This window comes from Streptomyces sp. NPDC048353, assembly GCF_055587165.1.
In genome coordinates, this window is the sequence record NZ_JBVJGU010000005.1 from 570,102 (window position 1) to 584,625 (window position 14,524).

The 14,524-nt window shown below is 70.0% G+C and carries 17 protein-coding genes; 1 reads left to right on the forward strand and 16 read right to left on the reverse strand.

All coding sequences use genetic code 11. The features are described from left to right. Positions 1-4: 4 nt before the first annotated feature. Positions 5-862 (reverse strand): helix-turn-helix domain-containing protein, encoded by an 858-nt coding sequence (locus tag ACZ6RC_RS21250; protein ID WP_469585401.1) that lies wholly within the window; start codon positions 860-862, stop codon positions 5-7. A 241-nt stretch (positions 863-1,103) separates the two neighbouring features. Here ACZ6RC_RS21250 and ACZ6RC_RS21255 point away from each other — a divergent pair, with 241 nt between their 5' ends. Continuing rightward, entirely contained in the window at positions 1,104-1,562 is a 459-nt protein-coding gene (locus tag ACZ6RC_RS21255; RefSeq protein WP_469585404.1) for an ATP-binding protein, read from the forward strand. Positions 1,563-2,058: 496 nt separating this feature from the next. On the opposite strand, the gene ACZ6RC_RS21260 is transcribed toward ACZ6RC_RS21255, so the two are convergent. The 15 genes from ACZ6RC_RS21260 to ACZ6RC_RS21330 all read right to left on the reverse strand — a co-directional run bounded on the left by ACZ6RC_RS21260 (position 2,059) and on the right by ACZ6RC_RS21330 (position 14,522). Continuing rightward, positions 2,059-2,313, reverse strand: a complete 255-nt coding sequence (locus tag ACZ6RC_RS21260) for a hypothetical protein (RefSeq protein ID WP_453835142.1) — start codon at positions 2,311-2,313, stop codon at positions 2,059-2,061. Next, complete coding sequence (locus ACZ6RC_RS21265) at positions 2,310-2,573, reverse strand: hypothetical protein (RefSeq protein ID WP_469585407.1); 264 nt, start codon at positions 2,571-2,573, stop codon at positions 2,310-2,312. The genes ACZ6RC_RS21260 and ACZ6RC_RS21265 overlap by 4 nt, the downstream gene beginning before the upstream one ends. A 70-nt stretch (positions 2,574-2,643) precedes the next feature. Then, on the reverse strand, positions 2,644-3,438 hold the full coding sequence (locus ACZ6RC_RS21270; protein ID WP_469585412.1) for a peptidoglycan-binding protein: 795 nt from the start codon (positions 3,436-3,438) through the stop codon (positions 2,644-2,646). A 73-nt stretch (positions 3,439-3,511) separates the two neighbouring features. Continuing rightward, entirely contained in the window at positions 3,512-5,284 is a 1,773-nt protein-coding gene (locus tag ACZ6RC_RS21275; protein ID WP_469585414.1) for a hypothetical protein, read from the reverse strand. Between the two features lie 37 nt (positions 5,285-5,321). After that, the gene (locus tag ACZ6RC_RS21280) at positions 5,322-6,320 is read right to left on the reverse strand and encodes a chaperone modulator CbpM (protein ID WP_393889053.1); all 999 of its coding nucleotides are present in this window, start codon (positions 6,318-6,320) and stop codon (positions 5,322-5,324) included. After that, complete coding sequence (locus ACZ6RC_RS21285) at positions 6,320-7,426, reverse strand: hypothetical protein (protein WP_469585419.1); 1,107 nt, start codon at positions 7,424-7,426, stop codon at positions 6,320-6,322. Before ACZ6RC_RS21285 ends, ACZ6RC_RS21280 begins: the two co-directional genes overlap by 1 nt. Positions 7,427-7,437: 11 nt before the next feature. Continuing rightward, positions 7,438-8,421, reverse strand: a complete 984-nt coding sequence (locus ACZ6RC_RS21290) for a hypothetical protein (protein ID WP_469585421.1) — start codon at positions 8,419-8,421, stop codon at positions 7,438-7,440. A gap of 13 nt (positions 8,422-8,434) precedes the next feature. Then, complete coding sequence (locus ACZ6RC_RS21295; RefSeq protein ID WP_469585424.1) at positions 8,435-9,343, reverse strand: phage distal tail protein; 909 nt, start codon at positions 9,341-9,343, stop codon at positions 8,435-8,437. A 3-nt stretch (positions 9,344-9,346) separates the two neighbouring features. Then, positions 9,347-11,758, reverse strand: a complete 2,412-nt coding sequence (locus ACZ6RC_RS21300) for a phage tail tape measure protein (RefSeq protein ID WP_469585769.1) — start codon at positions 11,756-11,758, stop codon at positions 9,347-9,349. A 233-nt stretch (positions 11,759-11,991) separates the two neighbouring features. Next, entirely contained in the window at positions 11,992-12,480 is a 489-nt protein-coding gene (locus ACZ6RC_RS21305) for a DUF7426 family protein (RefSeq protein WP_469585427.1), read from the reverse strand. After that, positions 12,480-13,022 (reverse strand): phage tail tube protein, encoded by a 543-nt coding sequence (locus ACZ6RC_RS21310; RefSeq protein ID WP_469585431.1) that lies wholly within the window; start codon positions 13,020-13,022, stop codon positions 12,480-12,482. Before ACZ6RC_RS21310 ends, ACZ6RC_RS21305 begins: the two co-directional genes overlap by 1 nt. A gap of 9 nt (positions 13,023-13,031) precedes the next feature. Continuing rightward, the gene (locus tag ACZ6RC_RS21315) at positions 13,032-13,463 is read right to left on the reverse strand and encodes a minor capsid protein (protein WP_446590498.1); all 432 of its coding nucleotides are present in this window, start codon (positions 13,461-13,463) and stop codon (positions 13,032-13,034) included. Next, on the reverse strand, positions 13,460-13,813 hold the full coding sequence (locus ACZ6RC_RS21320; protein ID WP_446590496.1) for a hypothetical protein: 354 nt from the start codon (positions 13,811-13,813) through the stop codon (positions 13,460-13,462). The genes ACZ6RC_RS21315 and ACZ6RC_RS21320 overlap by 4 nt, the downstream gene beginning before the upstream one ends. After that, positions 13,810-14,127, reverse strand: coding sequence for a hypothetical protein (locus ACZ6RC_RS21325; RefSeq protein ID WP_469585435.1), 318 nt, complete (start codon positions 14,125-14,127; stop codon positions 13,810-13,812). Before ACZ6RC_RS21325 ends, ACZ6RC_RS21320 begins: the two co-directional genes overlap by 4 nt. After that, positions 14,124-14,522, reverse strand: coding sequence for a hypothetical protein (locus ACZ6RC_RS21330; protein ID WP_469585440.1), 399 nt, complete (start codon positions 14,520-14,522; stop codon positions 14,124-14,126). Before ACZ6RC_RS21330 ends, ACZ6RC_RS21325 begins: the two co-directional genes overlap by 4 nt. Positions 14,523-14,524 lie beyond the last annotated feature (2 nt).

A 14,524-nucleotide genomic window follows, 5' to 3' on the forward strand; every position in this document is an offset into this window, starting at 1 on the left:
TTTCTCACAGTTCCCTTGCGATGTGGTGGATTAGCCCTCTCGACCCTTCCGGATCGAGTGAAGCGTGCTCGGCGATGTCGAGCAGGGTCCGATATTTCTTCAACTCTGCCTCGGCATCCAAGAAGCGTCCGCCGAAAGCACTGTCGATCTGAACGGTGTCCAATTCAGGAACGGGGCCGCTCGCATACAAAACCGGCTGCGTGACCTCGATGAAATCCTCGCTTGTAAACGGGATGACTCGAATGTGCACCGTCGGCAGCTTTGAGACCTCGATGAGATATTCGAGCTGCTCGCGAACCACCTTGCGACCGCCGAAGCGCATACGCAGTGCAGCCTCATGGATGATCGCTGTGTACTGCGGAGCACCGGCCTCCCGCTGGAAGATCGAGAACCGTTTCAAACGATGCTCGACACGAGCCTCGACCTCATCCTCGGGCAGCTTGGGCGTGACGCCAGAGAATAGGGCGCGGGCGTAGTTCTCCGTCTGAAACGGCCCGGGAAACGTGATGCTCTGCATCGATCGCATAGCCACGGCATGGTGTTCGAGCTCGGCAATGTTCAGCCATGCGGGGTCGAGCGTGCCTCGAAATTTCTCGAACCAATGTTGCCCCCGGTGCTCACGCGCTATCGCACACAGAGCGTCGATCAAGGGTTCATTGTCGCACTGGTAAAACGTCGCGAGCCGTCGAATGCGCTCCTCGCTCACACCGATTCGGCCCGCCTCGATGTGGCTCACCTTTGCTTGGTCAGTCGACAGAAGGCCGGCGGCCTCGCGCGCCGTCTTGCCTGCTCGGTCGCGCAGCTTCCGCAGCTCGGTGCCGAGGCGCTGTTGCCGTGCGGTCGGGTTGTCCCTCGGTGGCATTGGTCCCTTCCCCTGTCGTTGACCCGAGTCTGCCGCGTAACCGTGCCATGGGTCCACCTCCTGTCACTAAGAGAGGGGGGCACCCTTGCCCCGGGGCATGTATGCCCCCTACAGTCTGGGCAGCACCGCGCCGCGCCAGTAAGTCCGAAGTGCAGCCGTAGCGCACGCCGTTGGCGTGCCCCGGGGACGGCCAATGCCACGCATGGCGAGCGCGAGCTCAGACAGCGTTGGGAGACGACGAATGAAGATCGCAGCCTTAGCACCTCCCGCACCACCCGAGACGTACGTGTTTCTCGGGCCGAACCTGCCGAACACGCCCCGTGTCGCGCGTGACTGGCTGGTTACTCTCCTCCGCGACACCGGACACCCGAAGCTCGCCGACGCTGCACGCGTCTGCGCGTCGGAAGTGGTCACGAACGTGCACGTACACACGAGCACGCCGCAGATCATCGTCGAGGCCCGGGTCGCCGAGCAGTGGGTGCTCGTACTGGTCTACGACAACCGCCCGCACCCCCTGCCGGAGCTTGACGAGTGGAGTCCCGACGGCGAGCACGGCCGAGGGATGCTGCTCATCGACGCGTTCGCGAACGCTTGGGGTGTGACGCGTAAGCCCGCCCCTGAGCCGATGGGCTATGGCGGTAGGCAGGCGAGAAAGGCCGTGTGGTTCCGACTGGCCGAGGCTGAGGGGGTGGCGGCGTGAACCTCGCACCTGCCGATTGGGCCCTTATCGCGGTCACAGGTCTTGCAGTCGGTCTCGCGCTGATCGCTCTTGCGGCGATCTACTGGTCGATGCCGAGCCCCCGCCGCGCGGTCTCGCCCCCACCGGACCGCCCCGGGATCAAGTACACCTGCTACTGCTACAACCGACCGGTGCGGGTGCTGATCGAGGCCCCTCGCGGGAGGGCTCGGCCCGCTCCGGAAGCGGACACACAAGCGCAGACGCGCGGGCGCCATGCCAAGCGGCCACCAGAACCCCCGATCCGCCCTTTCTACGTCTCCCACGCGGGGGCGGATGGCGGAGGGAGGGACGTGCAGCATCCCGTGCCCGTGGCCGGATAGGTCATTCGCACGGTGACATGACGTCCCTAGGAGAGGGCTCCGCCCGGCGGCTCGGTGGGAGCCCTCTCCGTTGTGCTTCAACGACAAAAAGGCCCCCGCCACCCGGATTCACACCGGGTGGCGGGGGCGCGTTGCGTTCAGCGGTTGGCGAGCTGCCAGAGCGTGAGAGCGAGGCCGAACACGGCGACCAGAGCGAGGACGCTCGGGAGCGGCCAACGGTTCTTTTCGAGAGCGTCGAGCCTGCTCTCATGATCGGCGAGGCGGGCGTCGGTCTGGTCGGATCGCTGCACGAGCAGGGCGAGCGAGCCGTCGAGGCGGGCGAACCCTGCCTCGACGACGCCGCGCAGCCGTTCGAGTTCGAGGGCGACGTCGCCCGGAGTTGGATCGGTCACCGGCGCCCGTCCTGGTCGTGGTCGAGGGCGAGCAGCTCGTCGTCGCGGTGCTGCGTGGTGTGCAGCCACGACGGGAGCAGGGCCTGCACACCGGGCAGAGCCATGACCCGCGCGGTACCGCCGGCGACGGCGAGCGCAGCGGCAACCCACGGCAGGGTGGCAGGAATCCCGGACGCGTCGACGATCGCGGGCAGCAGGACGGCGAGCGCGAGCCCGGTCTGCACGACGGTGCGGAGGGTACGGCGGGATGCGTCAGTCATGAGCGGTTCCTCTCTTGAAAGATGGGGCGCCCCGCCCGCGGTCGTTACGGACGGGGCGAGGGAGGTGTGATCAGACGTTGGGGACCTTGAGCGCGTCCCAGCTCTTACGGCCGGGCCACCCGTCGGCGTCGTCGCCGCGGTAGCCGAGGCGGCGCTGCCACCGGGCGTAGCTCTGTCGGTCGGACTCGGTCCACTGCGGGCCGGGGCCCTCGCGGTAGGCCGAGCAGCCTTCGGCGACGAGTCGGCGACCCATGGCGGTGATGATCGGGGACCGCGGGTTGCGCTTGAACCAGTCGGCGCCCGGGAACGGCTCGTACTGCTGCGCCGGCGTGCCGGTGCCGCCCCCGCCGGGGCGCGGGGCGCCGCGCTGCACCCATGCGTACAGCGGGCCGCCGGGGCACGCAGTCGCGTACCCGTCACGGTGTCCGCGGATCTCGTCGCCGGCGTCGCCGTCCTCGCGCAGCCACTCGATCGCGTCGCGGAGGCCGGCGAGCTGCGCGTCGGTCGGCTCGGTCAATCCCGAGCTACCGAGCAGCGCACACACCGAGTAGTGCCCGACGTTCAGCGCGGCCGTGCCGTTCGCACCGGTCTTGCGGTGCGCGCCGCGGCCCTCGAACACTGCGCCGTGCGGGCAGACGAGCGCGTTGTACGCGATGTCGGAGTAGTCCTCTTCCCTGTTGGCGAGGTGGCTCGCCTGAATCGAGCGGACGCGAGCGGCGCACTGCCCGTGCGCGTCCGGCCCCCCGAGGGACTCGGGCACGTATGTGCCCTCATAGTGGATCTTCACGCCTCGGGTGCTGCCTATGTAGGTGAGCGCGTGTCGGGACGGGCGGGCGCCCCACTGGGCGCGGGTGATGAACTGCAAAGGGGGTCCTCCGGGCATAGAAAAAGCCCCGGGCCACATGGGCGCGGGGCGTCGGTATGAGCGGGGCGAGGATCTACGCGAGCCCCGTCCAGAAACGGTTACTGCCGTTCTCCATCGAGCCGAGAGTGATCGAGGCGGGGGCCGTCGCGGCGCCGGTCGCGTAGGACCCGAAGCGGCGGACGTTGTTCAGCCCGAACACGTTGGGCGGCGCGCTGAACGAGCTCTCGGCGACGAGCATCATCGGGCCGTCGCCGGTGCTGGTGTTGTACTGGAATCGCCACGCGACGTAGTACAGGCCGGCCGCGGCGGAGTAGGCGGCGGTCAGTGGGCTTGAGACTGTCGCCCCGCCGGCGTTGTGGACCTCGGCGGGCTCGGCGCCCGCGGTCGACAGGTCCGCGGTCTGCGCGACGCGCGTTCCGGCCGAGTTGTAGAGCGCGGCCCACGATCCCGTGGTGAGACCGCCGGCGTACCCGCCGAAGTGCCAGACGATCCGGGTCACGGACGCCGCCGACCGCAGGTATACCGCGGTGACTCGGATCGGTCCCGATCCCGGGTAGAGCGGGGCGGAGTGCCCGAGGGCAGGATCGAACGCCCACGTCAGCAGACCGAGGTCGGACGCGCGCCATTCGCCCCCGCCGAGGGCGTCAACGTACGACTTCCGCGCGAGGTGGTTGTCGGCGGTCGGCGCGGCCGAGCTCGACGGCACGCTGCTGAACGTCTTGGCGCCGGCGACAGTCTGCGCGCCGGTGAGCAGGACAGCGGTACCGGCGGCCTCGGCGCCGACGTCTGCGGCGACGAGCGCGACCGCCCCGGTCTTGCCCGCGACCGAGGTCACGGGGATGCCGGCCGGCTGCACGTACCGAGCGTCGCCGGCGGCCTGATCGAGCGCGCCGACGTCGGCCGCGGTGAGGACGACCGTGCCGGTCTTTCCGTTGACCGATGCGACCGCTCCGCCGCCCGAGCTCGTCGGGAGCTGCGCGGCGGGCACCTTTCCGTCGGCGCCGAGAGTGGCGACGCCGTTCGGAGCGCCGGCCGCGCTGGCGGCGAGGGCGCCGACGTCGCCGGCGGTGAGGGTGATCGAGGCGGCGCTCTTGCCGTTGACGGACTGGACGACGCCGCCCGGGCCGGTCGGACCGACGTCGCCCCGGTCACCCTTCGGACCTTTCAGGTTGCCGACCGCCGTCCCCCAGCCGCTAGCGGTCCGCTGCCAGACGTCGCCGGTATCGGTGCGCAGCAGCAAGTCGCCCGGGCGCGTCGAGGTGCTCGGCGTGGTCGTGTTGTTCAGGTACCACGCCGCGCCGCGGACGTCGCCGCCGATCTGCGCCCACGCGCCGGCGGTCCGCTGCCACGTCGAAACGGTCGTCGAGGTGACGCCGAGGAACGTCGTCGTCTCGTACCGCACGTAGAGGTCGCCGTCGACGCCGAAACCGGCGACCGGGGCGGCGGTGCCGCTGTAGATCCGCGATCCCGGGGGACCGGTCTCGCCCCGCTCACCTTGCGGGCCCGGTACGCCTACATAGTTCGGCTTGCTCGGGTCGGTGGGGGCGATGTCGGCGAGGTCGACCTCGGGCTGCGCCCGGGGCAACAGGATGTTGTACGAGCGTCCCACGGGGATTCCCGAGAGCTGCTCGGTCACGATGTACGCCCACCCCGACGGTTCCATGTCGGGGGCATCGGTGGCGGGCAGCGCGACCTCGATCGCGCCCTGTGCGTCGAGCTGTACGGATACCGGCCCGCCGAGGATGACGTCGGCCGCGGGGAATGTGAGCGTCGCCGGTGCGCGAAAGACGAGCGCGCCCGACAACGGGGTGCCGTTGGGAGCGAGGAACCTCGCCCGTACGGTCACGGTGGGAATGGACGGGGGAAGCAGGGGCGGACCCTCCTTAGTCGTCGATGGTTCGCAGCCCCGGCTCGGGGCTCGGGGTATCGGCCTCGGTCTGCGCGGGGTCGGCCTCGGGAATGAGGGGGCCGGCCGGTGGCGGCGGTGGCTGGTAGGGGTACGCGGCGCCCTCGCCCGGGGCCGGTGCGCTCTGCTCGGCGCCGTCGGGCGCCGCCATCGCGCGGGCGGCGGCGGTCTTGGGCGGCGGGTCGGGGATGTCGTCGTTGGAGTAGCTGCGGCGGGTGAAGGCGCCGAGCAGGTTGCAGATCACGCCGCTCGTGCCGGACTTCTGGCGGACCTGCACGCGGATGAACACGAGCTGCTCGAAGCGCGCGCGGTGGAGCGGGAAGGTGACCCATTCGGTCTTCCACGCGACGTCTTGCGGGGGCGCGGTCACGCTGAGGGTGGCCATGTTCGACCAGCCGGATTCGCCGCCGGTCCGGTACTGCACGACCACCTCGCAGGTACTGCCCCCGCCGGCGCCGAACTCAAGCTGAATCGAGGCGACGGGGTTGTGTGCCTGCACGGTGGCGAACCAGACGTTCAGGAACGAGCTGCTCGTGATCACGTTGTCGACGGCGAGCCGCTGAAAGGGCAGGGGCAGGGCGGGGGCGCCAAGGAACCGCCCGCTCGTGGTGTCGTCGGAAAGGACGATGTTCCCCTCGCGGTCCCACAGGCTGATGGACTGAGTCCCGGCGCCGCCGAGCTCGGCGCTCGGCCACGCGAGGATGGAGAGCGCAAGGGTTCCGTCCTCGCGGTTCATCACGAACCCCTGCTGTGCGGTCTTGTCGGGGTGGTTGAAGAACGGCCCGAAACTCCCGACCCGGAACAGGCCGGTTCCGGTCGGCGACCACACTTCCAAGCTGCCACCCTCGGCAATCTTGACGAGCCCGGACGTGATTTCGTTCAGCGCGGGCCGGATTTGAGCGCGGCCGGCGAGAGTGCGCACCTCGCGCTCAAGCGCTCGTATGCGGTCGAGTAGGTCAAGGGGAATCGCTGCCACTAGGTGGCCTCCAAGCTGAGTTTCGCGGTCTCGGGGCGGCCCCGGACCGGCGGAGAGATCGCAAGACCCACCACGCGGTACCGGTGATCGAGTCCCTCGGCCCACCACAGGTCACGGATGCGCACGCGAACCGTGGCGCCGAGGAGCGCCGGCGACAGAGGGGTGCGGCCGAGGGCGACGGTTACCTCGGGAATCGTTTGCGGGTGGAGCGCGGCGGAGTGGTCGGCGCGCGCGTGCGCGTCGAGGGTGGCCTGCTCGGTGACGGTGGAGTAATCCGAGGTTCCGTCCAGCCGCGGCCACCCGCCGATGAGCTGCTCGTCGTCGACGAGCAGCTCGGACATGATCGGCAGACTCTCTTTGGTCTGGTTCTTGTTGTCGGACGCGCCGCGGGACTGCCAGACGTTCGCCCGCACCGTGGCATCAACGGGCCACCCGTAGGACATGATCGGGCCCGGATGATCGAGGACGACCTCGCTCGCGCCAGTGCGGATCACCGGGGAGCCGAGTTGCAGTTTCTTGATCCGCCGGCCGCTACCGGGGTCGCGGTAGCTCGCGATCCTCCACTCGAATCCACCCTCGACCGAGCCGAGTTGGTCGATCAACTCCCGGATGCGCGGTAGGTCGTAACGCCTGTACGTGCGGTCGCGTCGCGTACCCGAGAGCTGCTCGGCGTCGTACTCGATACCGATGTCGCCGCCGGCAAGGCTCGCCGAGTAGTCGATCAGTCCACGCACGATGTCGAACTGATCGACGCCGGTTGCCTCCTGGGTGTGAAATACGGCCCGGTGGTCGAGGTAGCTTGCCCACCCGCCGGCCTGAACCTGTAGCCCGAGAAACCCTCGGTCGTTGCTGGTGAGGTTGGCAGTCCATAGGACGCCGCCCCACCAGATTTCGGGGCCGCGCTCAATCCACATCGCCGTGCGCCCGGGCTCGACGGCGGCACGGGCGCGGGCGGCGACCCCGCGGTTCGGAAGCGGGATCGTCGCCGAGGCGGTGCCGATCTTGCCTATGTAGTCGTCGAGCGACACGTCGGTGATCGGCAGGACGTCGAGCACCTGATCGCTGCGCAGATCGCAGAGCAGCACCCGATAGGCGGGGGTGGCCAAAGTCAGCCCCCTTACGCGTCGAGCGGGTAGATCAACCCGGACAGAGCGGCCCACGTGGTGAGGCTCGGGTTACCGATGAACTTGAGGTGTCCGTTTGTCTGGCAGTCCACCTTGATCGGTACGCCGCCGGCCGCGATCGAGGCCGAGGTGTGCAGCGCCGGCCGAGCGGCGGCGGGAAGCGGCGCGGCAAGCGGCTGACCACTCGCCGGTGGCGCCGCGTTGGTCGCCCATGAGACGCCGCCCCGCCATTGCAGGTGAGGGACGCCGCCGAGCATGATCCGCCGATACCGCAGCGTGCCTTGCGAGTTACCCCCGTTGGTGTATCCAGCGGCGAGGGCGGGCGCGGTCCAGCCGATCACGGGGTCGAGGGTCTGCCATGCCGCGCCATCCCACCGATCGAGGCCAGTCCCGTTGTCGCGGTACTGGCCCGGGTAGGCGCCGGCGAACGACAGTCCCCACCCGCGGGGGATGATCCCACCGTACGCCGCGGTGTATCGGCGGCGGTCGGCGAGCGCCGAGCCCCACGTGATCCCACCCGTGCCCGCCGACGTGCCGGCCGGAACGGTGATCTCCCACAGCCGCAGTGCGGCCGGCGGAAGCGTGGGCGGGGTCGGCGTCGCGATCTCGGCGCCCCGGACGATTTCGAGGCGGGCGAGGGTCTGTGTGCCGTTGTCGTACAGCTCGTCGTACACCCGGAGCACTACGGCGTCGATGCGCCCGTACTGCGCGTGTCCGTCGCCGATCGTGAGTGTCTCGGGGGCAGTCACGGCGACCGGGTAGGCGCCTTGCGCCTCGGTGCCTTGCACCAGGGCGCGACCGACGCCGATCTGTACCTGCATGGCGCCGGCCCCGGTCGCGTTGAGCGCGGTTCCGCCGGCGATCACGCCGTCGCGGGACGTCATCGCGGACTCCGGTGCCATGGTGCCCAGCGGTGCTAGGCGGGTGTCCTCGCGGGTCTGCCCGGCAGGGAGCAGCCATCCGGCACGTACGGTCAAGTCGGGGTCCTCCTTACCAGTAGGCGGAGCGCCATCGGAGAGATGCCGAGGCGCGGGGGTCGGTCGAGCCGGGGGCCGCGCGGAAGACGAGCGAGGTCGCGCCCGGGGAGAGGGCGAAAGCCTGCTCGGGGGCGCTGCGGGCCGTCGCGGTGTAGAGGCGCGAGGCGGTGCGGTTGAGCGTCACCGTGCCGTCGCGGGTGTCGACGAGCAGCTCGTCGTCGGCGGCGAGGTCGATGTCGTACTCGATCACCTCGCCCGTGCCCACGTTGGTCACGGACGGAAGGGAGACCGGCCCGCGGATCGTGATGGTGGGATGCGCGGGGGCGTCCCCTTCGTTGACGGCGCGCAGTGATCCCGTACTGCCCGGGCTGCCGAACGCGAGTGGGTAGAGCAGCCGTTCCGGCCCCGGGGTCACCTGCCAGTCGAGGCCGGCCTCGGGGGCAGGCAGCGCGGTCTCGACCTGCTGCTCGATCACGCTGTACCGGCGCGGGTCGGTGGCCTCGAATTGGAGCGCGGCCCCGGTGACGACGCCGATCGCGTATCCGCCCGTGCCCACGGGCACGGCGCGGCGGATGCACCGCGCCCACGACAGCAGGGGCGGGGAGTCGTCGAGCTGAATCACGAGCGCCTGCTCGTCCTCGCGGAGCGCGGTCGCCGCGGACAGGGCACGCACTGCGGCGCCCATCCGGCCGGGGTCGGTACGGATCACGACGCCGTCGAGGGTGATCGTCCGGGCCTCGGCGAGCAGCCGGCCCGGGTAGGCGCCGTGCGCGTCGGCCCGGGCGACCGTCCCCGAGTCGTAGCCGGGGGAGTCCTCCCACCCGGTGAGGGACTGCCACCCGTAGGCGGTACGGGGGCCGAGCAGCAGCTCGTCGCCGAACTGGACGTGTCCGGGGAGGGCGACCAGATCACCCGGGGCCACTGGTCACCCCCTCCCCTTGGCGTGCCAAGCAAGCGCGACCGCGGTCTCGTCCGCGGACGCCGAGCCGGCGTGCCAGTTCTCAATGTGGACAGCCGGCCCCCAACCCCCGCCCGGGCCGCCCCCGTTGGCGGGGGCCGCGCCGGCGGCGGCGAACTGCGGGGCGGCGGGAACGGTGACGAGCCGGCGCATGGTGCGGTCGACCGCGGGCGCGCCGGCCTTGATGCCCTCGACGATGCCCGCAGGAATGAACTTGCCGATCTTGTCGCGCATAAGACGCGACGGTGAATGAATTCCGAGGGCTTTAGCGATCGGTCCCGGAATCAAATTCTTGGCCCAAGACATCAGGGTTGACCTGAGCCAACTTCCCATGCCCTTGATGCCGTTCCAAAGACCCATGATCAGATCACGGCCCTTGTCGTACAGCATCGAGCCAAAATTGCCGAAGTAGCCGGCGATCATGCCCGGCAGTCCGCGCACCCACGAAAGCATTTCGCCGGCCTTTTGCACGGTTCCCGACTTGATCGAATCCCAATGCTTGATGATCAGGCCGACCAAAGTCCAGTTCAGGAAGAAGTCGACGATGCGGCCCGGGATGCCTCGCACCCACTCGACGGTGGCGGTCCAAATGCGGAGGGTGCCAGCCTTGATCGAGTCCCAGTGCTTAATTATGAGACCGACCAAGGTCCAATTCAGGAAGAATTGGAGGATCGTTTCTCCGATCCACTTGAGCTTGCCCCACACCCAATCCCACGCCGCGCGCGTGGCGTTGACGATCGTGTCCCAGTTGGCAACGACCAACGCGACGATGCCGACCACGGCGGCGATCACGAGCGCGATCGGGCCCATGGCGAGCAGCCACGCCGCGGCCATCCGGGCGCCCTGAATCAGGGACTGCGTACCCATGAGCACCCATGCGCCGACTACGCGCAGAGCAGCAGCCGCAGCACCCGCACCCTGTGCGACCCAACCGGCCAACATCGTGGCGTTGAGCAGCACAAACCGGGCTGCAGCGGTTACGCCGGCGGCGGTCTGTGTGGCCCATCCGGTGACGACCGCGGTTGTCGTCGTCCACGCGGTGATGCCAAGCGCGACGAGCGTCGGCAGCATCAGGACAGTGATCACGCCGGCCGCGATCGAGAGCGCCGTCGAATGCTCGGAGATCCACCCGACGGACGCCTGAAACGCGCCGCCCAACCCGCCGGCGCCGAGCCAGTCGGCCGCGGTCGAGAGCGCCGGAACCAAGTAGGTTCCGAGGACGTTCACGACCTTCTGCTCTATGCCTCGCTTGAATGCTTCGAGCTTGGTTGCCGCATTGTCGTGCAGCGCATTTCCAGCGGCGTCGGTGGCGCCCTTGACGTCGCCGAGCGCCTTAACTGCGTTGGAAGGGTCGAGCGAATAGATCGCTTTCTGCATGTCCTCGGCCTTAGTGCCAAAGAGGCCGAGAGCGATCTCGCTCTGCTTGGCAGGGTCCTTAACCCCACGCAGCTTGTCGAGAACTTGATCGAGCGCCTTTGCTGCTTCCGGTCCGCCCTTCTGAAATACCTTTTGCATCTTCTCGGCGGAAAAGCCGAGGTCTTCATAAGCGGTCGCCGTAGCCTCGCCCATTCCCTGCGCTTGCAGAGTGAACTCTTTCAGGCTGTCGGCGACCGTATCGGCGTCGCGCGCGCCACCCTTGAGCCCCTGCTGCAAAAGGCCCATGGACGTCTGAGCGTCGAGGCCGAGCTGCCGGAACTCAGTCGGATATTCGGCGAACGTGTCGAGCAGGTCCTCGGCGACGTCGACGCCGTTCTGCGAGCCGCGCACGAGCACGTCGAGCGCCTGCTGCGCAGAGTCGGCGAGCCCGGTTTTCATCATCGTGCCGACGGCACGAGAGACCTTGCTCACGTCCTCGCCCATGACCGAGGCGGCCGAGGCGACTTGCGTCGCAAGCTGCTTGACCTGCCCCTGCGTCGCCTCGGGCGGAAGCAATCCGTTTCGGGCGATGCCCTTGACAATCTCGGCGCCGTCGGCGACCGAGTCGACGATCGCCCCCGCGTAGAGATCGCCGGCGACCTTTCCGTACTGCGCGGCGACCGGGCCGGTCGCGCCGAGCTGTGCCTGCAACTGGCCCGGGATCTTGGACTGTTCGAGGGCCTGCCCGATCCCGGACATGAGGGCGCCGCCGATCGCGGCACCGATCGCTGCGGCGGCGAACCCCTTGAGCGCGGTCCCCATGCCCGAGCTCGCCTTGTCGGCGCCGTCGGCCGCGCCCTCGGCGAGACCGTCGCCGAGCGCGTCGCCGGCAGCGTCGCCGGCGCGCTCGGCCTCGGCGGCGATCCGGTCGCCACCGGACTGCACCGCGGCGCGGGCACGGTCCATGCCGGCGGCGGCGCCCGAGTCGTCGATCGAGACAGTGGCGGCGAGCTCTCCCACCATCAGCGCCAAGGGGCCTCACCTCCGGGGGGTCGCGCCTCCCGTCGGGGAGGAATCAGGCGGAGGTGTGAGGACCCGCGCGAGGCGGGACTCAGCAGAGAGCAGGGCGAGGATGCGCACGCGCAGCCAACGCCACGAACGGGCCCTCAGCAGGCCCGGGGTGCCTAGGTCGATGCCGTAGACCTCGTGCAGATCGGCCTCGACGAGCGGCCACTCGGCGAGGATTGCGGCCCACGTCAGTGAGGCTTGCGGCCCTTCTTGCCCTTTCCTCGGGCGGGTGCCGGGCGGGTACTCGTACCACTCGTAGAGCCCCGACTCGGGGTCGAGCTCGCCGCACCCAATCGGTTCCGGCGAGCTGCCCGGTTCGGGGCCAGTCGAGAAGGGTCGCCGGCCGCGTTCCAGTACCGTTCCGCGGCCTGCTTGTCCTGCGCGATCCACACCATGGCGGTGATCGCGCAGTGCTTGAGCGCCGGCCACTTCACGCCGTCGGCGATCATCTGATCGTGCGCGGTCCCGAGTACCTCGCGATAGAGGTCGCGCTCGGCGGCGTCGCCGAGCACCTGCTCGTCGGCCCGTCCGCCGTCCGCGGCGACCGCGGCGGCGTTGATCAGCGCCTGCGTGCGCAGACCAATCTCGGCAGACGGGGCGGGCACGGTGTAGAGGCGGCCGGCGACCGGCAGTTCGAGCCGCTCGTCGAGCAGCTCGTCGAGAGCCTCGAACGCCACTACGCATCACCCCCGGTCTTGAGCGTCTTGGCCTCGGCGGCGGCGAACGTGCCCCCGCCGGCGACAGGGTTCGCGATTTCGGTGAGGGGGCCGGAACCGGTAAGCGTCACCTTGATCGTGTCGACCTCATCCGGGCCGCCTCCGTCGGGCTCCCACGTCACCAGGGCCGTGCCTTCCTGCGCGTCCGGGGCCCCGTTGCGGTCGTAGTAGCGAACCCGTACGTAGCTCTTCGCGCCGAACGATCGCGACGCCTTCCTGAGTGCTTCCTGCGCGGCGTTGAACACTCCGGTCGTCGGGTGCGCACGGTGCGCGAGCGTGGTCTCGATCGACCACGCGAGCATGGTCACGGCCTGCTCGCTCCACCCCTCGGCGTCGTAGGTGGTCACCTCCTGCTGAGTCGGTTCGATCTTCGGCGTGAACTCGGTGACCCCGGGGACCAATGCCCACGCCGGGGTACCGGGCGTCGTGCTCATATCCAGTTCGAGGCGGTACCGGCGGGCGAGCGCGGTTACGGTCTCGGCCGGGGGCGTCGGGGTGCTCAATGGCGCCTCCTATTCGAGGTTGGGGTGCGCGCGGTGGGCGCGGGCGTAGTAGTTGGCGGACCGCTCCCAGCGGCCGGCCGAGTCGGCGCCGATCGGGGCGGCCGAGACGCGAAAGACGAGCTGCACGGGCACGGCGCCGAACCGGTGTGGTCCGGACGCGTGCAGCAGCTCGTGCACCTGGTCGTCGAGGGCGTCGACCTCGCGCGGGTCGGCGCCGGCGCGGGTGCGTACCTGAATCCCGGTGGTGGTGTCGGTGAGTACCGACGAGTCGGTGACCGGGTAGGCAGACAGGCAGATGACGCGGTCGGGTGCGGGAGGAAGGGCGGCGACGGTGATCGCGGTCTCGCCGGCGGCGTACGGGCCGTCGGTGCGGTAGATGCCGACACCCTGCTCGTGCAGCAGGCGGGCGAGACCGTCGAGCAGATCGACGGTGTAGGTCATCGCAGCGCGCGCCGGATCTGCGCAGCGATCAGCGCCTGTACCTCGCCCGCGGTCTCGGGCAGCACGCTTTCGAGGTACTTCGCGCTGCGCCCGGGGGAGTGCCGGGCGGTCATGTCCTCATGGACGCGGGCCGCGTACGGAGTGTCGTAGGACACCGCGGCGACGAGCTGCTGCTCGTCGACCGAGGTCGCCCCCGAGCGTTCGAGGGTGCCCTCGGCGATCGGCACCCGCTGCCTGCTCGCGCCGAGGACGTGCTCGGCGCCGAGCAACACACCGCGGGCGGCGGCGTCGCGGATCGCGTCGGTAACGGCGTCGCCGTTCCAACGGAGTCGGGCGCGCTGCGGGCTCATTCGCACATCACCTCCGTGGACGCGGGGACCGGTAGGCCCGGGGCGGTGTGCGAGGCGGTCGTGATCGCCGTGGTAATCCGGCCGCCGGGCAGGGTGACGCGCGATCCGGGCGGACAGGCGAGGCCCGGGCCGGCGATGATCTGCGCGCTGCTGGTGACCTCGCGGCCGTCGGGGGCGCGCACCATGCGCACTGCCTCGCCGACGAGCGCGGGGTGCTCGACGAGCGGCCCGTACGTCGGGCCGTACGCGCCGTCGCCGAGGTACGGCTCGACGCCGATCCGGTGACGGAGCAGGGACGGAGGGACGCGCGTCACCACGGGATCACCCGCCCCGGTTCGAGGCCGGCGCGGCGCAGCGCCCGGGCGGCGCGCGGGGCGAGCTCGACGCCGGACGCGCCCGCGGTCGAGGCGGCGCGGCCGGACAGGGACACGGGCCCTATCGAGACCGAGTCCCACTTGCCCGCGGCCCCGGTGCCGTCGTCGCCGGCGGCGAGCCAGTATTCGACCTGCGCGCACGTCGCCGAGGCGAGCGCGGCGGCGATCGTCGAGTCGAGCGGGTCGCCGTCGTCATCGACGGGATAGATCGCGGTGAGTAGCGCCGAGTCGATGTCCTCGCCGGCCCGGGCGATCAGCCGCTCGGCGTCCGGCGGGGCCGGTGTGCCGAGCCATGCGGCGAGGGCCTCGGGGGTGGCGTAGGGCTGTCGCGCCACAC

Excerpts from the sequence above, each read along its gene's own strand:
- ACZ6RC_RS21250 (WP_469585401.1), bottom strand. The coding sequence starts at position 862 with ATGCCACCGAGGGACAACCCGACCGCACGGCAACAGCGCCTCGGCACC.
- ACZ6RC_RS21255 (WP_469585404.1), top strand. The coding sequence starts at position 1,104 with ATGAAGATCGCAGCCTTAGCACCTCCCGCACCACCCGAGACGTACGTG.
- ACZ6RC_RS21265 (WP_469585407.1), bottom strand. The coding sequence starts at position 2,573 with ATGACTGACGCATCCCGCCGTACCCTCCGCACCGTCGTGCAGACCGGG.
- ACZ6RC_RS21300 (WP_469585769.1), bottom strand. The coding sequence starts at position 11,758 with ATGGTGGGAGAGCTCGCCGCCACTGTCTCGATCGACGACTCGGGCGCC.
- ACZ6RC_RS21315 (WP_446590498.1), bottom strand. The coding sequence starts at position 13,463 with ATGACCTACACCGTCGATCTGCTCGACGGTCTCGCCCGCCTGCTGCAC.
- ACZ6RC_RS21320 (WP_446590496.1), bottom strand. The coding sequence starts at position 13,813 with ATGAGCCCGCAGCGCGCCCGACTCCGTTGGAACGGCGACGCCGTTACC.